Source organism: Mucilaginibacter sp. P2_D11 (genome assembly GCF_056404435.1).
In genome coordinates, this window is sequence record NZ_JBFUEA010000010.1 from 223,704 (window position 1) to 244,700 (window position 20,997).

Annotated in this window: 20 protein-coding genes; 9 read left to right on the forward strand and 11 right to left on the reverse strand. The window is 46.4% G+C overall.

Features of this window, described 5'->3' with window-relative positions; genetic code table 11:
• Positions 1 to 50 precede the first annotated feature (50 nt).
• The gene (locus AC1DXC_RS17400; protein WP_477460439.1) at positions 51 to 1,496 is read right to left on the reverse strand and encodes an arginine deiminase family protein; all 1,446 of its coding nucleotides are present in this window, start codon (positions 1,494 to 1,496) and stop codon (positions 51 to 53) included.
• A gap of 341 nt (positions 1,497 to 1,837) precedes the next feature.
• Here AC1DXC_RS17400 and argS point away from each other — a divergent pair, with 341 nt between their 5' ends.
• The gene (argS, locus tag AC1DXC_RS17405; RefSeq protein WP_477460440.1) at positions 1,838 to 3,769 is read left to right on the forward strand and encodes an arginine--tRNA ligase; all 1,932 of its coding nucleotides are present in this window, start codon (positions 1,838 to 1,840) and stop codon (positions 3,767 to 3,769) included.
• Positions 3,770 to 3,890: 121 nt separating this feature from the next.
• On the opposite strand, the gene AC1DXC_RS17410 is transcribed toward argS, so the two are convergent.
• Positions 3,891 to 4,184 (reverse strand): hypothetical protein, encoded by a 294-nt coding sequence (locus tag AC1DXC_RS17410; RefSeq protein ID WP_477460441.1) that lies wholly within the window; start codon positions 4,182 to 4,184, stop codon positions 3,891 to 3,893.
• 147 nt (positions 4,185 to 4,331) lie between these two features.
• Positions 4,332 to 5,222, reverse strand: coding sequence for a 3-hydroxybutyryl-CoA dehydrogenase (locus tag AC1DXC_RS17415; protein ID WP_477460442.1), 891 nt, complete (start codon positions 5,220 to 5,222; stop codon positions 4,332 to 4,334).
• A gap of 128 nt (positions 5,223 to 5,350) precedes the next feature.
• Here AC1DXC_RS17415 and AC1DXC_RS17420 point away from each other — a divergent pair, with 128 nt between their 5' ends.
• The 4 genes from AC1DXC_RS17420 to AC1DXC_RS17435 all read left to right on the forward strand — a co-directional run bounded on the left by AC1DXC_RS17420 (position 5,351) and on the right by AC1DXC_RS17435 (position 8,244).
• Complete coding sequence (locus tag AC1DXC_RS17420; protein ID WP_477460443.1) at positions 5,351 to 6,016, forward strand: hypothetical protein; 666 nt, start codon at positions 5,351 to 5,353, stop codon at positions 6,014 to 6,016.
• A 53-nt stretch (positions 6,017 to 6,069) separates the two neighbouring features.
• Complete coding sequence (locus AC1DXC_RS17425; protein ID WP_477460444.1) at positions 6,070 to 6,753, forward strand: hypothetical protein; 684 nt, start codon at positions 6,070 to 6,072, stop codon at positions 6,751 to 6,753.
• A 16-nt stretch (positions 6,754 to 6,769) separates the two neighbouring features.
• A complete protein-coding gene (locus AC1DXC_RS17430; RefSeq protein ID WP_477460445.1) occupies positions 6,770 to 7,363 on the forward strand; it encodes a Crp/Fnr family transcriptional regulator in 594 nt (197 codons plus the stop codon).
• 62 nt (positions 7,364 to 7,425) lie between these two features.
• Positions 7,426 to 8,244 (forward strand): sterol desaturase family protein, encoded by an 819-nt coding sequence (locus AC1DXC_RS17435; RefSeq protein ID WP_477460446.1) that lies wholly within the window; start codon positions 7,426 to 7,428, stop codon positions 8,242 to 8,244.
• 58 nt (positions 8,245 to 8,302) lie between these two features.
• Here the strand turns inward: AC1DXC_RS17435 and bioD are convergent, their stop codons facing one another.
• The 3 genes from bioD to AC1DXC_RS17450 form a co-directional block, all read right to left on the reverse strand.
• On the reverse strand, positions 8,303 to 8,917 hold the full coding sequence (gene bioD / locus AC1DXC_RS17440; RefSeq protein WP_477460447.1) for a dethiobiotin synthase: 615 nt from the start codon (positions 8,915 to 8,917) through the stop codon (positions 8,303 to 8,305).
• Positions 8,907 to 10,037 (reverse strand): aminotransferase class I/II-fold pyridoxal phosphate-dependent enzyme, encoded by a 1,131-nt coding sequence (locus AC1DXC_RS17445; protein WP_477460448.1) that lies wholly within the window; start codon positions 10,035 to 10,037, stop codon positions 8,907 to 8,909. Before AC1DXC_RS17445 ends, bioD begins: the two co-directional genes overlap by 11 nt.
• Positions 10,038 to 10,109: 72 nt before the next feature.
• Positions 10,110 to 10,469, reverse strand: a complete 360-nt coding sequence (locus AC1DXC_RS17450) for a Spy/CpxP family protein refolding chaperone (RefSeq protein WP_477460449.1) — start codon at positions 10,467 to 10,469, stop codon at positions 10,110 to 10,112.
• A 294-nt stretch (positions 10,470 to 10,763) separates the two neighbouring features.
• Here AC1DXC_RS17450 and AC1DXC_RS17455 point away from each other — a divergent pair, with 294 nt between their 5' ends.
• Genes AC1DXC_RS17455 through AC1DXC_RS17470 form a run of 4 tightly spaced genes read left to right on the forward strand, consistent with a single transcriptional unit; the run spans position 10,764 to position 15,412 of the window.
• Complete coding sequence (locus AC1DXC_RS17455) at positions 10,764 to 12,812, forward strand: BatA domain-containing protein (RefSeq protein WP_477460450.1); 2,049 nt, start codon at positions 10,764 to 10,766, stop codon at positions 12,810 to 12,812.
• A gap of 27 nt (positions 12,813 to 12,839) precedes the next feature.
• Positions 12,840 to 14,099: a dihydroorotase gene (locus AC1DXC_RS17460; RefSeq protein WP_477460451.1), complete on the forward strand. Its 1,260-nt coding sequence runs from the start codon at positions 12,840 to 12,842 to the stop codon at positions 14,097 to 14,099.
• 2 nt (positions 14,100 to 14,101) lie between these two features.
• Positions 14,102 to 14,773, forward strand: coding sequence for a hypothetical protein (locus AC1DXC_RS17465; RefSeq protein WP_477460452.1), 672 nt, complete (start codon positions 14,102 to 14,104; stop codon positions 14,771 to 14,773).
• A gap of 27 nt (positions 14,774 to 14,800) precedes the next feature.
• Positions 14,801 to 15,412 (forward strand): DUF4199 domain-containing protein, encoded by a 612-nt coding sequence (locus AC1DXC_RS17470; protein ID WP_477460453.1) that lies wholly within the window; start codon positions 14,801 to 14,803, stop codon positions 15,410 to 15,412.
• Positions 15,413 to 15,519: 107 nt separating this feature from the next.
• On the opposite strand, the gene AC1DXC_RS17475 is transcribed toward AC1DXC_RS17470, so the two are convergent.
• The 5 genes from AC1DXC_RS17475 to AC1DXC_RS17495 form a co-directional block, all read right to left on the reverse strand.
• Positions 15,520 to 15,858: a hypothetical protein gene (locus AC1DXC_RS17475; protein WP_477460454.1), complete on the reverse strand. Its 339-nt coding sequence runs from the start codon at positions 15,856 to 15,858 to the stop codon at positions 15,520 to 15,522.
• A gap of 200 nt (positions 15,859 to 16,058) precedes the next feature.
• Entirely contained in the window at positions 16,059 to 18,317 is a 2,259-nt protein-coding gene (locus tag AC1DXC_RS17480) for a M56 family metallopeptidase (RefSeq protein WP_477460455.1), read from the reverse strand.
• Between the two features lie 11 nt (positions 18,318 to 18,328).
• On the reverse strand, positions 18,329 to 18,685 hold the full coding sequence (locus AC1DXC_RS17485; RefSeq protein WP_477460456.1) for a BlaI/MecI/CopY family transcriptional regulator: 357 nt from the start codon (positions 18,683 to 18,685) through the stop codon (positions 18,329 to 18,331).
• Between the two features lie 187 nt (positions 18,686 to 18,872).
• The gene (locus AC1DXC_RS17490; RefSeq protein ID WP_477460457.1) at positions 18,873 to 19,400 is read right to left on the reverse strand and encodes a DinB family protein; all 528 of its coding nucleotides are present in this window, start codon (positions 19,398 to 19,400) and stop codon (positions 18,873 to 18,875) included.
• A 237-nt stretch (positions 19,401 to 19,637) separates the two neighbouring features.
• The gene (locus AC1DXC_RS17495) at positions 19,638 to 20,939 is read right to left on the reverse strand and encodes a DEAD/DEAH box helicase (protein WP_477460458.1); all 1,302 of its coding nucleotides are present in this window, start codon (positions 20,937 to 20,939) and stop codon (positions 19,638 to 19,640) included.
• Positions 20,940 to 20,997 lie beyond the last annotated feature (58 nt).

Consider the following 20,997-nt stretch of genomic DNA (forward strand, 5'->3'; position numbering starts at 1 on the left):
AAGCCAGATTTTTAGAATCCAGTTAATCCTAAAAATCTGTTAATCCCGGTTCAGACAACCTTATCCCTTTGCAGCGGCATACTCATGCAATGGAAGCCGCCACGGGCGCGGGATAACTCGGCGGAAGGCATCAGTATCAGCGTATCCGTCATGCTTTGCGGCTCCAGTTCGTTGTCTTCAAATTTTTGGAGCAGTTCCTGCACTTTGATCACCGCAAAACCGCTTTGCTTAAAGGCTTCTACGGTTTTGTCGTTACGGTCGTAGCCTAAAACCACACCCTCTTTTAGGGCAAGCAGGTTACAGCTGTCGGTCCATTGTTCGCGGGCATCGTAGGGGAACACATCGTTGCCCGAGTAAATGAAGCGGGTGGGTTCTTCACTATGCAAATCTTTCTGGCTGATGTTATCCAGCAAAGCCTCCAGCGTGGCAAATGTTTTTGGCTTTTTGCCTTTGCGGAACTGCACCAGTTCGGGTTTATCCTTGTTTTTTTTATCGGCAAACCAGCCAACGGCATCAGCATCTTCCTGTAGTGTTTCGGTGATGGTAAGCGAGCGCAGCAACACCCAAACATTGCGTTTTACCTGGGTGAAAACGGTATCGATGTGCATGTAATCGCGCTTGTGCGGTATTTTTACCACGGTAACCTTCTCTACCACATCGTTATCGAACAATAGTTTAATTGCTTCGTTGGCACCGCTAACAGATGTGCGCTCGCTCCAGCCAATCAACAGGTGATTAGGGGCAACCATCATTACATCGCCGCCTTCCAGGGTGGTTTTGCTTTCTTGCTCCTCGCCGGGGCGGAGGAAGTGCTGCACGGTATCGGGTATCTCCAAAATATTATTTCGATAGCCTTCGAACAAAGGGTGATTGAAGAATATATAGCGAGCCAACAGGGTTTCGCGGGCACGGGCCTTTTTGGCTGGTTTGTTCAACAGCATGTGGTTGTTGACGGCGATGCCGATATCCCTGGTAAATATCATGTTGGGGATAGGCGCGAAAATCATCTGATCGTCCGTAAGCGAGCCGGATATGAATATCTTGGCCAGCTCTACCGGTTCTATATCTATCAATTGTAGTTGCAGGCGGTAGGTACAGCCCTCTATGGCGCAAACCGCTGCCACGAGTTTTTTACGGATATCTTTTTGCTCGAGGATGTCGCTTAGCAGAGTTTGTATCTCCACCACTTTGGTAGAATTATGAAAGCCGGCGTTATCGGGCTTGAAAAAATCGCGTTTATTCTCCTGGTTATCTATATCGGCCAGTTTGCCTTTTATTTTGGCAGGGTCCAGGAAGTACATCAGCAATTTGATATAGTAATCGTACTCGCCGCTGCGCATGGTATCCAGGTGTACAATGTCCTCAAAAAGCCAGTCCTGCGCTTTTGAGGGCACCACCTTGCCCAGGCCGCTATCGGGGCTATGGACCAATAAAACGCGTAGGTTGCCTATTTCGGAAGTTACATCGAGCTTGAAATTATTGTTATCGGGTATCATAGAAGGTAGTAAGAGTAACAAAGCTATTAATTTAAGTTGATGGTTCATAGATGAGGAAATAGCGGGTAACTTTGCAGCGTGGTTATTTTACCGCAAAGGCCACAAAGAATTAGCGCGTCGGTGAGCGCAAAGGACGCAAAGGGTTTTGCAAACTGGTTAAAGAATCAAAAGAATAGATTATAAAAAAGCTTAACTTCATTGCGTTAGTTATCTTGTTCCACTTAGAATGAAAAAGCAGGACAGACTTTGCGGTTCTTTGCGTTTTTTTTCTTTGCGTCCTTTGTGGTAAAATCGCAACCATCCCAATCAAAATCCTCCCCATTTATTGCTAATTTTGCCCGATGGATTTTATTATCGAGGCCGTTGTTAAGGCCATAAAAGAATTATACCAAACCGATATTGCCGCTAAGGATATCAATTTACAGGAAACACGTAAAGAATTTGAGGGCCAGGTAACGCTGGTTACCTTCCCATATACTAAACTTTCGCGTAAGGGTCCCGAGCAAACCGGCGGCGAAATTGGCGAATATCTGCAAAATAGTCTACCCGAAGTTGCCGCCTTTAATGTTGTAAAAGGGTTTTTAAATATCTCTTTTGGCGATGATTTTTGGTTGGATAAACTGAACAATGAAATCCTGCAGGATGATTTTGCTGCTGCGAAACCAAACGGCAAAAAAGTGATGGTGGAGTATTCGTCGCCAAACACCAACAAACCACTGCACTTAGGGCACGTTCGTAATAACCTCTTAGGTTTTTCGGTAGCACAGATATTGGCCGCTGCCGGTTACGAGGTAATCAAAAGCAATCTGGTGAACGATAGGGGTATCCACATTTGTAAAAGCATGTTGGCCTGGCAAAAGTTTGGTGAAGGCGAAACACCTGAGAGTGCGGGCCTGAAAGGCGACCACCTGGTTGGCAAATACTATGTTTGGTTTGAAAAGGAGTTGCGCATACAGCTTGCCCCGGTTCTAAATGCGATCTATGACGAAGGCGATTTATCGTTATTTAACAGTAATCAGAGCAAGAAAATTCAGGATTCATTAAATGTAATAGCCGTCTGCAAAGATAAAATTGTTAATGTAGCCGAGGGTAATACAAAGTTGCTTGGCGATTTAAACGACAAAATAGGAACTGAAGAAGATAAGATAAAAGAGGTTGCTAAAACGGTGACGTCTTTGATGCAGGAAGCCCAACTGATGCTCCAAAAGTGGGAAGCAGGCGACGAGGCAACCATAAACCTGTGGAAAACCATGAACGGTTGGGTGTACGCAGGCTTCGCCGAAACTTACAAAACCCTGGGCGTTGAATTCGACAAATACTACTACGAAAGCAATACCTACTTATTAGGCAAGGATATTATTGAAGAAGGCATTGAAAAGGGTGTTTTCTTCAGGAAGGACGATGGCTCTGTTTGGATAGACCTTACTGCCGACGGCCTCGACCAGAAACTGGTGCTTCGCGCCGACGGTACTTCAGTATATATCACACAGGATTTGGGCACAGCACAGCTCAAATATGGCGACTACAAAATGGATGAATCCATCTACGTAGTGGGCAATGAGCAGGATTATCACTTTAAAGTGCTGTTCCTCATCCTTCAAAAGCTGGGAAAAAGCTGGGCAACAGGTTTATACCATTTAAGCTACGGGATGGTTGATTTGCCATCGGGTAAGATGAAATCGCGCGAGGGTACGGTAGTAGATGCCGACGACCTGATGGCCGATATGTTCAATACCGCCGCCGAAACCACCGAAGCCATGGGCAAGGTCGATGGTTTTAGCGAAGAAGATAAAAACAAACTGTACCGCACCATCGGTATGGGTGCGCTAAAATATTTCCTGCTGAAGGTTGATCCTAAAAAACGCCTGCTGTTCGACCCGAACGAATCTGTAGATTTTCAGGGGCATACAGGGCCGTTCATCCAATATACTCACGCGCGTATCAAATCGGTATTGAGCAAGGCAAATTACTCGCCGCAAACCAGTGCTACAGATGTTACAGTATTGGGCGGCGTAGAACGCGACCTGATTGTACTGCTCAGCAAATTCCCCGAAACGATTGCCGAAGCCGCAGCAGGCCAGAGCCCGGCACTGGTTGCCAATTACATTTACGAACTAGCCAAGCTCTACAACAAGTTCTATCACGAAAGCCCCATTATGCAGGCTGAAAGCGAAAGCTTAAAGCAATTCAGGTTGCAGTTGTCTGCTGCCTCGGCGAAGGTCATCAGCAAGGGGATGAATTTGCTGGGGATTGATGTGCCGGAGAGGATGTAGGTAAGATAGAATCAAGAATTAAGAGACAAGAATTAAGACGGAATAAAAATATGCAAAGCCCTTTGACGAAAAAACAAAGGGCTTTGTCTTGTCTCTTGATTCTTGCCTCTTGATTCTATCTTTAACGCCAGTGCCCTCTTCGCCAAACGTAGCCACGATTGGTATGTACCCAGGCACCTTCTACGTAAACACGGGTTGCACGCGGGCGAGCGTAGTAGCCATTGCGGTAAACGTAACGGTGGCCGCGCCAAACCCATTCGCCGGGTACCCAATAAGCATTCGCATAAGGTGCTGAAGGCCTCACGTAAACCGGTTCTACCGGTTGATCGGCAACATAACCCTCGCTAGCACATGATGACAGGAACACCGAGCCTGCTAAGGCACACATGATCCCTAATTTTGATATTGTTTTCATCTGTAGTGTATTTGATAAAATATTTTGACAGATGAGAAATGGAATAGTTTAAAGAGGAGGAGTTAAGAAGCGAGAGTCAAGAGACGAGAATCAAGAGACAAGATTCAGACAGTATTTGTCCTGTATCTTGATTCTCGTCTCTTGATTCTACTTCTGGAATTTCTTCGCCACTACCAGATCCTTACTCCCAGCCGTGTACTGGTAAAACCCGGTGCCCGATTTTACGCCAAGCTGCCTGGCCATTACCATATTTACCAATAAAGGGCAGGGTGCATATTTAGGGTTGCCGAAGCCTTTGTGCAATACGTTGAGTATGGCCAGGCACACATCCAGCCCAATAAAATCGGCCAGTTGCAGGGGGCCCATAGGGTGTGCCATGCCCAGTTTCATTACGGTGTCAATTTCGGCAACGCCCGCTACGCCTTCGTACAGGGTGTATATGGCCTCGTTTATCATTGGCATCAAAATGCGGTTAGCCACAAAGCCGGGATAATCATTCACTTCCACCGGCGATTTACCTAAAGTAAGCGCCAAATCCATAATAGTTTCGGTTACCTCATCTGTAGTGGAATAACCGCGTATTACCTCCACCAGTTTCATCACGGGCACAGGGTTCATAAAATGCATGCCTATTACCTTGTCGGGCCGGTTGGTTGCGGCGGCTATTTCGGTGATGGAGATAGAAGAAGTATTGGATGCCAGTATTGCCTGGGGCTTGCACAGGTCGCTAAGCTCTTTAAAAAGCTTTAGTTTAATTTCCCGGTTTTCGGTGGCCGCCTCTACAACCAAATCCGCATCAAAAGCACCCGCGTAAGCATCGGTATATGTCTTTATATTGGCCAGGGTTGCTGCTTTGGCATCCTCGTCTATGATTCCTTTTTTTTCTTGCCTGTCCAGGTTGGCGGCAATAGTTTGCAAAGCCTTTTGCAAGGCTTCGTTGCTGATATCCACCAGCGATACCTTGAAACCATTTTGCGCAAAGGTATGGGCAATGCCGTTACCCATAGTGCCCGAGCCTATTACAGTAATATTTTTCATGTGAGGTATGCATTATGATTGCAGGGGCTATATTAAGCAATATTTCAATTTGATTGATAGTTAATAATTGTATAATTTAACCGTTTCGCAATAGTAAACCCAGGCATCCACCTCTTTCATTAAAATCTATGAAAACGCTGAGAATCCTACCCGCTTTTTTTTGTCTGTTGGCAATGGCATCAACTGTAAAAGCGCAATTTAAGCTTTATACCGATTACAAGCCGGTAATGCTGATAGATTATACAAATATGGAAGGTTCGCCCTATTTGTACGAGGACTGGCAAACCGGCAACGTTACCCTTACTAATGGTGTGAGCAACAAAGAGCCCATGATGCTTAAATTGAACATGGTGAATGATGTGGTGTCCTTTAAGGATAAAGAAAGTGGGCAGGAACTGGAGTTTGTGGTGCCGGTACAGGAGTTTTCGCTTAGTGTGGGTACTGCGATACGGCATTTCAAAAGCGGCATCAAAAATATCGATGGTATAGCGCCCACGGCCTTCTTAGAAATACTGAGCGATGGCAAAGCACAATTGCTTAAAAGGAACAACAAAATCGTATTCGAACAACAACCCATCGGCTCGGCAACGAAAGAGCGCAGCTTTATCGAAAAAACAAAGTACTACCTGGTTATCGGTGGGAAGGCAACGGTGGTAAAAGCCGATAAGAAATCGATATTGGCCGCACTTGGCGATAAACAAAGCCAATTGGAAGACTATATCAAAACCAACAAGGTAAACTTTAAAAGCGATACCCAACTGGGTAAATTGGTAGATTACTATAATTCGTTATAATGGCCACCAACATCAGGCATCAAATAAATTCAACACACTCTACCTCAAAAAATATGAAATACCTCAGGATACTATGCGCTTCGTTTTGCTTGCTGAGCTTTACCCTTGCAGCAAAAGCACAGCAGTTTATGCACTACATAGATTCGAAGCCGGTAATGACTATCGATTACAGTGAAATAAACGGCAGCCCATACCTGAAGCCCGACTGGCAACCCGGGAACTTCACCTTAGCCAACGGCTTCAGGAGTAAAGAAGCGATATGGCTTAAATATAATATGGTGACTGATAAGGTTACTTTTAAAGATGAAAAAGTGGGCGCGGAAATGGAATTCGTAGTGCCCGTACAGGAGTTTACTTTAAGTTTAGCCGAAAGCGATGGGGCAATAACCAGGCTTTTCCGCAGCGGTTATAAAGACATAGAAGGTACCACGCCCGCATCTTTTTTTGAGGTGATAAGCGATGGCAAAACGCAACTCATCAAAAAAACGGTTAAAACATTATTAGAAACCGTGGTTATAGGTGCACCTACCAAACAACGAACCTTTATCGAGAGATCTACAAAGTATTACCTGGTAGTTGATGGTAAAGCCCAACCGTTAAAAAACGATAAAAAATCGATATTAGTCGCCCTTGCCGATAAGCAGGCAGCTTTGGATACTTACCTTAAAGCCAACAAGATAAATTTTAAGAGCGATGCCGACCTGGGTAAACTGATGGCCTATTACAACACCCTATAAAGCACTGGTAAACACAATGCTGGATGCTGATGAAATAAGTTTTTATCTTTCTGTTTTCAAAGGGCTCAACCCTAAGGATATCTATGACATATTAAAGCTGGCGCATACCCGCAAGTTTGCCGCAGGCGATATCTATATTGCTGAGGGGGCTACACATCAAAAACTGGCTTACATACGCAAGGGGTTAATCCGTGCTTATTATTTAAAGGAAAACGGCGACGAGTTTACGCTGCTGCTGCAGTGGGAGGGCAAGTTCATCGCCTCGCACGATGCCATCATCCACCAGCGGCCCTCTCGTTTTATTTACCAGGCGCTGGAGGATACCGTACTGATGGAGGTAGATTATGAAAAAGCGTTACCTGTGTTGAACAATAACCCCAGGCTATCATCAACCCAGGCCTCTTTTTTGCGAGGTATGCTGGCCGAATCTATGGCGCGGGTAGAATCCTTCATCCTGCTATCGGCAGAAGAACGTTATCAGCAACTCGTTCGCGAGAAGCCCGACATCGTAAACCGCGTGCCCGATAAATACCTGGCCACCTTATTGGGCATCACCCCGGTATCCTTAAGCCGTATCCGAAAACGTATTTCGATACAGGGTAAGCGTTAATTATCTTTTGTTAATTTTTTGCTGCGCAGCCTGCGCTAACTTTGGGCTATTGATATATAGATATGGAAAAGATATTGCAACCCATCATTACCATTTTCAGCATAACAGCTATCCGTTATTTTGTGCTGGCAGGCATACCTTTCCTGGTGTTTTATAAGCTGATAGCTAAATGGTACGAAAAAGGCAAGATTCAGGCCCGTGCGGCAAGCACCGCCGATTTTAAGCGCGAAATATTGCACTCAGTGCAAACCTCGGCCGTGTTTGCGGTTATCGCCTATATTATCCTGTTTACGCCGCTGCGCAAATACACGCTGCTTTACGATTCTTTTACCGACTTCCCGCTGTGGTACCTTCCTGTTAGCCTGGTGCTGAGCCTGGTGATACACGATACTTACTTTTACTGGATGCACCGCCTGTTACATCATAAAAGCCTGTTTAAATACGCGCATGTAACCCACCACCAAAGCACCAATCCCTCGCCATGGGCATCCTACTCGTTCCATTTTATCGAAGCATGGACAGAGGGCGCTGTATTGCTGGTCATCGTGATGGTGATGCCGATACATCCCGTAGTGGTAGTGTGGTTCACTATAGTCGGTTTCGTAATAAATGTTTACGGGCACCTGGGGTACGAGGTAGCGCCCAAATGGCTTCGGGGCTCGTTCCTGTTCCAGGTTGTTAATACATCCGTGTATCATAATATACACCACAGCAAATTCAAAGGGAATTACGGCCTCTACTTTAGGGTGTGGGACCGCCTGATGGGCACCGAGCACCCGGATTACGTAAAAGATTACGACCGGCTGCAGGCCAGCCGCTTCGGGAAGAAACAGGCTGAAAAAGAAAAAAATGTCGAAGACCCCGTATTGAATTTCGAATAATGACAACTTTTTACTTCATTATTCGATATTGGACATTCGGCGTTCGACATTCTTCTTCCTAAAAATCGAGGCACCCACCAGCCTCAGCAACGCTTAGTGGGTTGATATCGGTCAATGCCGGAATTCGGCCCAAAATCGGTATGCCGGTGTAAGCCAGGATATACTCTTCGGATGAAGCATCGGCATTGCCATTAAAAATAATGCCTTTGATCGTTATTCCCCGCTGTTTCAGTACATCTGCAGATAACAAAGTATGGTTGATGCTGCCCAGATAGTTTTGCGATACCAGTATTGCTTCCGCATCAAGTTGCTTTATTAAATCGACTATTAAAAAATGGTCGTTCAGCGGCACCATGAGTCCGCCTGCGCCTTCAATAATCAGCATATTATCTGTAGCAGGCGATATGATGGTATGCTCGTTGATGCCAATACTATCCAGCTTTGCCGATTTATGGGGCGAGTAAGGCTGCGTAAGCCGGTAAGCCTCAGGGTGGAAAACGGTTTGATGGTTAGAAACCAGGCTTTGCACCAACATGGTATCGGTGCTGTGCAAATCGCCGGACTGGATGGGTTTCCAGTAATCGGCCTTTAGTTTTTCTACCACAATGGCAGCTACCAGCGTTTTGCCAATGCCCGTGCCAATGCCGGTGATGAATAGAGGTTTATCCGGCATGTATTATCTTATTTAAGGTCGATGTCAAAAGGGTCATTTCATCTACGGTATTGAATGCGTGCAGGCATATACGGATACGTTCTGCCCCCGCAGCTACAGTTGGGCTTAAAATAGGGCGTACATCTAAGCCTGCGTTTTGCAGTTCCTTGGCTGCCTGCCTCGCATTTTCGTTACTGTGTAAAACCACGCATTGGATAGCGCTGTCGCTCGCCAATAGCGGGAACCGGGTGTTGGGTGCGATGTTTTCTTTAAAAAAAGCGATGTTTTGATGGAGTGAGGCTATTTCGTTACCCGCATCCACCAACAATTCGTAAGCCATTTTTACCGATGCTAACTGGTGGAACGATGCCGCCGTGGTGTAGATAAACGAACGGGCAAAGTTTATCAGGTACTCTCTTAGCGCATTGCTGCCAAGCACTATTGCTCCATGGCAACCTAATGCCTTGCCAAAAGTTACTATGCGGGCAAAAACGCGATGTTGCAGGCCCATTGTGGCTATTAGCCCGGCAGGGTAGAGGCCAACGGCATGCGCTTCGTCTATGATTAAATTCGCTCCGTAAAGTTCAGTTAGTTGCAATATCTCCATTATGGGAGGGGTGTCGCCGTCCATGGAGTAAACGCTTTCTATCACCACATAGCAATTGCCCTTGGCCTGCTTTAGCTTAGCCTCCAGGCTTTCCAAATCGTTATGGCGAAAGGTATATCGGTTGGCATGGCTCAACCTTGCACCGTCGATAACGGAAGCATGTATCAGTTCATCGTGGATAATGGTATCGCCTTTTTGGGGGAGGGAGGAGAATAGGCCAATATTGGCATCATAGCCTGAATTGAATAATAACCCTGCTTCAGCCTGGTGAAATTGGGCAATATGTTGCTCCAGCTCTTCGGCATACCTTAAATTACCGGATAGCAGCCGCGAGCCCGTAGAGCCATTTAAACTGTTAGGGTAGCGAGCTATTTCTTCTGCGATATGCTGTTTCAGCGTAGCCGACCGGGCAAACCCAAGGTAATCGTTGCTGCAAAAATCTATCAGATTATTCTCTGGTTTTAGCGCACGCAAAATGCCGGAGGCCTTCCGCTCGCCCAATCTCGTCCTGATAAATTCTTCTGCCGCTTTCAAATTGTGCTTAAATATGCGTCAAAAATAAAAAAAGCGGCTCATCGCCGCTTCCTTATTTTTCCTGTTAGGGAATTATTTCCGTGGAGGGGCACCGCCACCACCGCCTTGCTGCATGCGGGCGCGCATTTCGTCTATTTGTTTTTGCCATGCTGTGGCTTGCTCGGCAGTTAAAAGTGCTTTTACTTTATCATTTGTAGCTTGCCTAACCGGCATCATCGCCGACCTGTCGGCACCGGCACTGCGTAAGCTATCCATCTGTTTGGTTTGTGCCTCAAACAAAACGGTAATCTTGGTTACCTGATCGTCGGTTAATTTCAACGATTCTTTCATCGCCTTAACCCTATCGGCAGCGCTCATCCTCATACCGCCCTGCGCGCGGCTTACAGTTGCTATCCCGATAACGAAACAGCAAATCAACATGATCTTTTTCATTTTTGAATTTTTAGTTTTTAATTGATGTTTTGATAAAGATACTAACCAATAGTTTAAACGAAATGCTTGTAACTTAATTGTTGCCGTTTATGAGGCATGGTGTCGAACTTGTTACAAAACGGGGGAGGAGGTTGGAAAGTTTGAAAGTTGAAAAGTTAAAATGTTCTTCGATGTGGTGAGATCCGCACGTTCGCTCTTCATCTGCACATCTGAAATCTGCACACCTGCACATCTATCTAACCCTACATCCAATTTATTTTTGCAGATTTGTAGTACATCCAATCTGAGGCATACATGCACTTTTTGTATCCGGCTTTCCTGTTTGCACTATCTACCCTGGCTATACCTGTGGTGGTGCACCTGTTCAATTTCAGGCGGTACAAAAAGGTGTACTTCAGCAATGTGCAGTTCCTTAAAGAGGTGCAGGAGCAGCAGGCTTCGCGCCGAAACATTAAGGAGCGACTGATATTGGCCGCCCGAATGCTGGCCCTGGCCTTTTTGGTTTTTGCTTTCGCGAGGCCGTTTATCCCAGGCAAGGACGCGGCTGATGCAGGCAAACAGCAGTTGGTGAGCATTTTCGTAGATAACTCTTACTCTATGCAAACCCTCAACCGCGAGGGCAGCCTTTTAGATGAAGCTAAGCAAAAAGCCAAGCAGATAGCCTCCGCGTATTCGGTAAACGACCGCTTCCAGCTACTGAGCCAGGACTTCGAAGGCCGACACCAACGCCTGCTTAACCGCGACGAGTTCAACGATGCTGTAGATGCCCTCAGGATAAGCGCACAAAGCCGCAGCCTGACCCAAATAATTGCCCGGCAGCAGAGCCTGCTGGATATGCAGCCCGGCGCGCTGAAGCAACAGTATATCATCTCCGATTTCCAGAAGAATATGGCGGGCAGTGCAGATACCGCAAATAAAGATATAGCAGTAAACCTAATTCAGTTAAAAGCCAACGAATTGCCTAATGTAGCGGTAGATTCGGTATGGTTACTCAATGCTACGCACCGCCCCGGCGAAAGTGAGAAACTGGTGGTAAGATTAAAGAACTATGCCGGCAAAACCGCCGAGAAGATACCCCTGAAGCTTTTGATAAACGGTGAGCAAAAATCCCTGGGCAGCTTTACGGTTGCAGCCAATACCACCCAAACCGATACGCTCACCTTCTCGGGATTGCAGGCGGGGTGGCAGCGTGGCGAAATACAGTTGCAAGACAACCCAATCACTTTCGATAACTCCTTTTACTTCAGCTTCAATGTGAACAGTAAACTGAAGGTGCTGCTAGTAGATGGGGGCAAGCCAAACAAGTACCTCAACGCTGTTTTCGGCGCAGATGCTTTTTTTTCCATTTCCCGTACGCAGGACGGAAATGTAGACTATGCATCGCTTAGCACTTACCCCCTTATCGTGATGAGCGATATCGACGATGTATCTACAGGCCTGGCGCAACAATTAAAAGCGTATGTAAATAAAGGCGGCACGCTGCTGGTATTTCCGTCGGGAGAAGCTAACCTGCCATCATATCAGTCCTTTTTACAGCCGATGGGCACAGCTTACCCCGGCAAAACGATTGCCGAGGCAACAAAGGTTTCCAATCTAAACCTGCAAAGCGAGGTGTTTAAAAACATCTTTGAGTCTTTCCCGCAAAACCCGGATCTGCCACAGGTTAAAAAACACTACGCTTTAGGCGGAGCTACTAAACCAGCCGAAAGCCTGATGAAATTGCAAACCGGCCAGTCGCTTTGGGAGGGGTACAGTTTGGGCAAGGGTAAGCTATATCTCTCTGCCGTTGCACTTAATGAGGATTTCAGCAACCTGCCCCTGCACGCCCTGTTCGTACCCACTGTATTCAGGATTGCTTTGCTAAGCGGGCACGACCAGCCGCTGTCATACACGCTCGGCAGCAACCAGGCCATAGAAACGGTGCCGCTGCAGGCTACCGAAAAGCAACAGGTAAAATTGGTGAAGGGCAGCGAATCCGTTATACCCGATGTGCGGCAGCAGGAGGGGAGCACCATGCTTTATCTGCCGGGTCAGCTTAGCCAAACCGGTATATATGAGCTAAAAAAGCAGGACAGCACCGCAGCCGTACTGGCTTTTAACGATAACCGAAGTGAATCTGACCTCAGGTACCTCAGCAAGGGCGAACTGGCGAATTTATTCCGGCAAAAGGGTACCGTTACCGATGGCGAAAAATTTAACTTGAACAATATCAACACTGCCGAAAATTCGGGCCTGCAATTATGGAAACTTTGTATAATTTTGGCTTTGATATTTCTGGCCGCCGAAATATTGCTGATCAGGTTCTATAAAACCGGTTCGGGCATTGTGCAGCAGGCCGGATAATCATAAAACCCACCATAAACAGCGATAATGAATTTGCTTATCAAATCTGCCACTGTTGTCCATCCCGATTCTCCGTTCCATAACCAGGTTGCCGATATCCTCATCAAAGACGGTCTTATCAGCAAGATAGCTTCTTCTATCCCCGCAGAATATTCCGACGGCATAGATGCTACGGGCAAATACATCGCTCCGGGCTTCTTCGATCTGAATTGCAACGTGGGCGAACTGGGGCTGGAAACTAAGGAAGACCTCCAAACCGGTACCGCCGCCGCCGCAGCCGGTGGTTTTACAGGTATAGCCTTAATGCCTAATACACATCCACCCGTACACTCCAAAGCCGAAGTAGAATACCTGCTTAACCGCGCAAAAGGCAATCTGGTGGATATATATCCCCTGGGTACCATCTCCAATAAAAGGGAAGGGAAAGACCTATCAGAAATGTACGATATGTTCAAGAGCGGCGCAAGGGCTTTTACCGATGGTAACCGCCCCGTGCAGGATGCCGGCCTGATGGAACGTGCCTTGTTATACGTGCAGGGTTTTGGAGCCAAAGTGTTTTCTTATGCCGAGGATGCGTTCATAGCCGGCAAGGCCAAAATGAACGAGGGCGTGGTAAGCACTATGCTGGGCATGAAGGGCCTGCCATCGCTGGCCGAAGAGCTGATGGTAGCAAGGGACATTTACCTGGCCGAGGATTCGGGCACGGATATCCATTTTACCACCATATCAACCGCACGTTCGGTAGAGCTTATCCGCGAAGCCAAGAAACGTGGCCTTAAGGTAACCTGCGATACCGCTATCCACAATATTGTACTGACAGACGAGGCCCTGATGGGTTTCGACAGCTTGTATAAAGTAAAACCGCCGCTGCGCACCCAGGCCGATGTGGATGCACTGATTGCGGGGCTTAAAGATGGCACTATAGATGCCCTGGTAACGCAGCACACCCCGCACGAGATAGAGTTTAAGGATGTGGAGTTCGAGGTGGCAGAATATGGCATCATCGGCCTGCAGACGGCCTTTTCGCTGGCGCTTAAAGCCGGTCTGCCTATTGAGCTTATTGTACAGAAACTGGCCATTAACCCGCGGAAAATATTGAACGTTGACGTGCCGACTTTTGCTGAAGGGCAACCCGCCAACCTGGTTTTGCTGGATGCCGAAGCCGAATGGGAATACACCCGGGGCAGCAACCTTTCTAAAAGCTACAACTCGCCTTTCCTGGGGCAGAACTTAAAAGGAAAAGTTTTGTTAACCTGTAATAATCACCAAATAATTAACTCTAATTAACCATGACTGACCCGAAAGTAAGCAAAGGCCTTAGCGGCGCATTACAGGCTTTCACCGCATATGATGGCTTTGACGCTGTTGCCCTCAACGCTAAATTCGAAAAGCTTTTTTCATCCGACGATGATTTCCTGAAAAAAGTTGATTCTCTCGACGAGATCTTCAACGATAACCCTAAGTTGGAAGAATTGCACGAAGTGTTTTTCGATCTGCTGATGGTGAACTTTTTTAGCGAAGACGTAAAGAAGCTGGAAGACGATTACCTGGATACACCCGAATGGGAAAAAATAGAAGAACAAACGCTGGATAGGGGCACCGAACTGCTTAACCTGCTGCTGTACCTAAACGAATGCGAAGACGAAGGGATAGACCCCGAGCTGGACGATTACCTGAAAGAGTTTTTGCTGGTAGATGAAGACGAGTTTCAGGATGAGTACCGCATTTACGAACCGGTAATTGCCAACCAGATACTAATAGAAAGCCCCGCCGCCGAAATAGCGAAGGTGGCCGGTACGTTAGACGACGACTCGGAACTAAAGGAGTTATTTTACCCCATGATTTGCTTTTTCCAAAACCCGGAGCCAACGGCATCCGAAGAAAAAATTATCGCGGATAATGCTGTTGCGCCGGCTTTTGATATGGCGGTATTGGCTATTTTAACAAGCTTTAATTCATAAAGAAAATAAACTAAACCCTTAACCACCATGAGCGAAGAATTTGACAAACAACTAAAAAGCCAGAGCCTTAAAAAAGGCCTTATTTTAGGAATAATACTAGGCGTGCTTGGTATTCTTTCGTTTTATTTTATGACCACCATGGCCACATCCATGATGTTGGTAATTCTTGGGCCAGTATTGCTGTCTGTAATTATTCCTATCGTTATTTCCGTCCTTTTTTGCAGCGATCTCCGTAAAACTATCGGCGGATACTGGAATTTTAAGCAAGCAGTGACCGGCATTTTTATTATGTTTTTTGCGGCCTACCTGGTAAGTTATATTTTAAGCAGCGTGCTTTTTGCCAAAATTATCGAGCCAAATATGGTTGATAAAATGGAGGCAGCAATGGTTAACGTAACTACTTCGATGTTAGAGAAAAGCAACGCAGACCAAGCCGCTATAGATAAGCAGATGGAAAAAGTGCACCAGCAGTTTCAAGATCAAAAAAATGTTAGCATTGGCAAACAAATCCAATCCATTGTTATCGGCATTATCTTCGTATTTGTTTTTGCACTGATTTTTGCCGCCATCTTCAAAAAAGATCGGCCATTATACCTTAACGATACCGATGGGATAGATCCAACGGTAACCGAAGTTTAATCAGCACTCCACAGTATAAATGCAAACAAACAGGCCCCGGAAAACCCGGGGCCTGTTTGTTTATGGTTGATTTTTTTTGGGGGGATGTAAATTGATTCCTGTATTTATTACTCCAGGCAATCGATAGCGGTACCTACCACTTTTAGCAGTTTGGCATCCATATCCTGGCCAAGCAGTATTAACCAGTTATTTCCCTGGCGTTGCAGCCAATGGGTGCTGGTACCCTGGTTAAGGCTGCAGGGCATCACCACTTTATACATGGCTTCTTTCCCGGCATAAATCACTTTCATTACCTTGGTACGGTATGCTTTGTGCAAATAGGTGAACGATATACCGAATATCTTGGATGTGGCTACCTTGCTATTCGGGTTTTCGCTTGTAGTGCTTTGCGCATTAACAACCTTTAATTGAACATCGGTCGGGTTTTGGTATGCAGAGATAGACATATTTTGATATTTTTTAATAGATGTTTTAGGTCATTACCTGTTTATCAAAATCCCTGCCATGCGTGTTTTCTGCATAAAAAGTGCAAAATTATACCATCTATCGCCTTATTTACGCTACACAACCGTATAAAAATAAAACAGCGGGCCAGGCAAATCAATTGCCCGGCCCGCTGCTAATTAACTATATAAACCAGTCTAAATTATTTGGCTTTTTTGGTGAAGATGTAAACCACACCGTATTTGGCTTTGCTGCCGTATTTTTTCACGGTGTCGGCATCTGATGAGGTGCTCATCCTGTCGATATCGAAGGCCGAAAGTTTTTTCAAATCGCTTTCTGTAGCTTCTTTGCCATCGATAATGATGAGTTTATCGGATATACGGCTGATGTTTTTATCGTTGTAAAACAGGTTGCCTTGTAAGGCGCGCACCTCTACCACATCGGGGCTACCGGCAACAGCCCGGCCATATACTTTTACATTGTTAAGCTTACGGTTTACATCTGCCGATTTGTAGGTGAGCGCTCTTACCTGCACGTTATTTATGGTAGCGGCATCGCCGGTCAGCTGATTCAGCCTTACCGTGCCACCGCCTTTTAGTACAATAACCGAATCTATTTCCCGTGGCGAAAGGCCGGCATATACCAAATTGTCGCTTCCGTTGATTGTTACCCTTGTAAGTTTTTTGGTGGGTTTGCCCGCCCTTGCAATAACAATGGAGTCTATCTGGTGCGGCCTCATATCGCTGCCTATTTTCATGCGCTGGCCGTTCACGCTGATGCCGGTTACCCTTACATCGTTGAACTGTTCGGCCAGTTGCCTGCCTTTGTCAGAGTCGTTAGTGGCAATGAAAAGTATCTTGCTATTAGGTTTAAAATGCATGCTATCGAAGTCGTTCAGCATGGTTTTGGCAACTTCGGCAGTTACGATATTTACCGATACAATTTTGTTAGGGTCGATCTTATTGAACTCATCTATAGTAATCTTCTTTCCGTTCAATACATAGTTCAGTGAATCCAGCAGGCTGATGTTGTTTACTGTATAAACCGTCTTGAACTTTTGAATCGTATCTCTAACAAGCGCGCCGTAATTTTCTTTGTTGGGAGTAGAGGTGAAATTTTCTCTTACGTCTATTTGATCTGCATCAAATTCAGCAATCCTGTCATTGATCTTACGCAATGCTTGCGGGTTAAGTTGGTTACGTGCAATTTTATGCTCCGCAATCAGCTGCTCAATTTTATCTTTCATCACTTTTCCATCGGCAGAGTTTGCTGTAAAGGCAAAAGCAACGTTCTGTTTTCCATCGCCGGCATGGAAGTATTTTTTGGCGTTTGCGGCATTCAAAAAATACATACTTTCTGTATTGCTGGAAAACTGTGGCCCATCCTTATCGCTTTTTACACCGTTTACATAAAACATATAGCCTGCGGAAGCGTCTATGGCCGAAGTATCTGTATCATCTATCCCAAATATTTTTTTAGCGTTATCGGCCAGTAAATCCGGCACAACTGATTTTAACTCAATAGCTTTTAAATTAGCGGAGATGGTGGTGGTGATAGCTTTGTAAGCCTTTTCGCTACCTTTTTTTACCGTGGCTGCATTAGAGAAACTGAATACCAGCAGTAATGCCACGGCGGGCACTATAAATGCATAGCGCGTAAGGTTTACCCTCGAAGATCTTTTTGCGTTCATCATGATTATGCGTTTTTTGATGGTGGAAATATTGAAATGGTTTACGATGCCGGGCGTAGTGGCGTTGAAACTTACGTTCACCAGGCTGTATTGATAGGCTTTGGTATCGATACCTTTATTGAGGATTTTACGATCGGTAATAAATTCTATGTTTTCGCGCACGGCCTTTTTCATGAGCCAAACGCCGGGGTTGAACCAGTAAAAGATGCTGCTCAGTTCGGCCAGCAAAATATCCAGCGTATGCCAGCCGTTTACGTGCACCTGCTCGTGCAGCAGGATCGCCTTCAGGTCGGCCGCCGAGTGATTGGCCGGGTTTACATATATGCTGCGCCAGAACGAGAAAGGGGCCGCCTCGCCGCTGATGAGCCTCACATCGTGGTTCATGATGCTGGCCGCAGTCGACCGGCGGTGGAGCTTGACCAGCGAAAACAACTGCACCAGCAAGCGTATGCCCAGCAGTGCTGCGCCCGCCCAGAACGCTATGGTTGCCCATTGCCAGTAATCGGGCTGGGAGAGGGGCTTTACCAATTTTGCTGCCGGTGCCTGCCAGTTAAGCATTACGGTTTGCACGGGCAGCGCAATGTTCTCGTGCCGTTGCGCAAATGCCGTAAGGTCTATCTTAGGGTAGATACTGGCGAAGATGATTGCTGTTATTAAATAAACCCTGTTTAACGAATAAAAAGTAAGGTGGCGCAGCACCAGGTAATAGCCTGCGCAAAACAGCAGCAGGGCCATGTTCACTTTAAATAAAAAAACAAATAAGGTTGGCATTGCAATAGGTTTTAAGATTTTTCTATCAGTTTGATGATTTCTTTCAGGTCGCTGGCGCTGATTTTTTTGTCGTTGGCAAAAAAGGTAACCAGGTCCTTATACGAGTTTTGGAAGTAATCGCTCACGAACCCGCTCATGAAGCGTTTCTTGTATTCTTCCTCTTTTATAGCCGGGGTGTAGCGGTACGAGTTGCCGAATTTCTCGCTCTTTAAAAAACCCTTGTTCTCCAGATTTTTTATGGTTGATGCGAGAGTGGTGTAGGGGGGCTTCGGCTCGTTAAGCAATTCTAAAAATTCTCTTATAAAACCTGCTCCCGACTGCCAGGCCGCCTGCATTGCTTCTTCTTCCTGTTGTGATAATTTCTCCATCTTTCTACGATTGTTTCGTAAATCTACGATAATTTCGTAATAAACCAAATTAATTAACAAATTTTAACAATTAACAACGCGTAAAACAGGGACTTAAAAGGATGAGACGAAATTCAAACCACCCTAAAACAAAAAATGCTGCCCCGGTTATCCCGAAGCAGCATCTTTTCTATTTGTTCCTTATCGTTTAGAATAGCATTTCGTTTGGCGGGGCGATGCCTTTTAAGCGGAAGTAGATAGTGCTTTGCCCACGGTGGTGGGTTTGGTGCTCAAATGCTTTGGCCAACAGCAACCCGCGCGATGCTTTCATGGTGCCGCGCATGGTAACCACTTCGGTTAGTTGTGCATCAGTCATGCCTTGTATGGTTGCTATGGCAAAATCGTAGCTATCTAAAACCGCCTTGGTGGTGGCTTCCTTAGTTTGGGCTATGGTTTTTTCCACCGATACATCTTTTCCAAGGGGGCTATCCTTACCGCTAGCTGTGGTTAAAAAGAAGTAATTGGCATCGGCCAGGTGCAAAAACTGTTGGGCAAAGGTGCGGGTTTCGGGCGTGGCCTTAAAGGTGAAGCCGTCGGCAGGCATGGCATCCAGATAGGCTTTGGTGTAAGCTTTGGCGCGGGTCCATTCGGCGATGGTTTGTTCGCGGGTAATTTGCGCAATGGCGGCCGTACAGGTAAATACGATTACCGTAAGCAATAGTGATAATTTTTTCATGATGGTTTTAATTTAGTGGTGCTAAGATAGGCTTATTTAGATAAAATAGGCAGGGCTTTGTATTAAGGTTTGGTTATGAATACGCAAATGCCTAATTAGGATGCCGGCTTAAAAAAAGAAAAAATAATTTATGGAATTGTGCAGGCTGCTGCATCCTATGGTCGAACTTCAAAGTAGTTCAACCTAAACCATATCGCATGATTTAATTTGAAGAAGGCTGCGCATTGGGGCGCGGCCTTACTTCGATATCTCTATCTTAACCTTTTTCCCTTTAATTTTTTCATTCTTCACTAACGCCACAACCCGTTCGGCACGTACCCGTTTTACGGCAGCGTAAGAAGAGAAATCTAAAACTTCTATCAACCCGAGGTCTTCCTTATCCAATTCGCCTTTTTTCAGCAGGAGGCCTACTATGTCTACCTTGTTTACCTTATCCTTTTTGCCGGCGGCTAGGTAAAGCGTAGTCCATGGCGAGGGCGGTGGGATGACGATTTCGCCCGATAAGTCTTCGGTTTCGGGCAAGCCTCTGAGGTAGGTGGGTTGTTCGCCGGGCGATAACAGCAGGTAGGAGGTACCGGTGGCGTGCATGCGCGCGGTGCGGCCGTTGCGGTGGGTAAAGGCTTCTTCGGTATGAGGCAATTGGTAATGTATCACATGCTCAATCTCGGGGATATCCAAACCGCGCGAGGCAAGGTCGGTAGTGATGAGGATGCGGTGGCTGCCATTGCGGAATTTGATCAGGGCACGTTCGCGGTCGTCCTGCTCCATGCCGCCGTGGAAGATATCGTTGGGCAGGCCGTTATCCCAAAGCGTATCGCTGATGCGTTCTACGGCCTCGCGGTGGTTACAGAACACCAGCGTGGGCTTATCGCCAATTTTGCAGATGAGCGCAAACAGGGCCTCTAACCGGTCGGCAGGTTCGGCTATTATTATTTTTTGCAGCAGGTTGGGTGCTGCGGTGATGTTGTCGAGATAGTTAAGCCGGATGGGTTTGTTGATACCGGTGAAGCGGGGTATCTCGTCCATCTGGGTAGCCGAGGTGAGGATGCGTTTCCTTACGCTTCGCAACTGACCTATGATATAGCTCATATCTTCCTGGAAACCAAATTCCAGCGCTTTATCGAACTCGTCCAAAATAAGCGTGATGATAGTATCGGTACTAAAAGTTTCGCGGCGCAGGTGGTGGGCAATACGGCCCGGCGTGCCAACTAAAACTGCCGGCGGTTGCGAAAGGTTTTTTACTTCCGTGCGCACGGGGTGGCCACCATAGCAGCAATTTACCTTAAAACCGCTGCCCATGCTGCGGAAAACCTGCTCTATCTGCAAGGCTAATTCGCGCGATGGTACCAAAATTAGCACCTGTACGGTTGATACGCCGGCATCCAGCAAGCCCAGCAATGGTAACAAAAATCCAAGCGTTTTGCCCGAGCCGGTGGGCGACAATAATATCACGTCGCTTTTTTCGGCGGCAGCAATGGCGGCCACCTGCATGGGGTTGAGGGTATCTATCTTAAGGTTTTGGAGCGCTTGCTTTATCATATCGGTAACTGAAGGAATGGCAAAGATACGCTAAATGGGCGGGTTGTTGCCCAAGGGG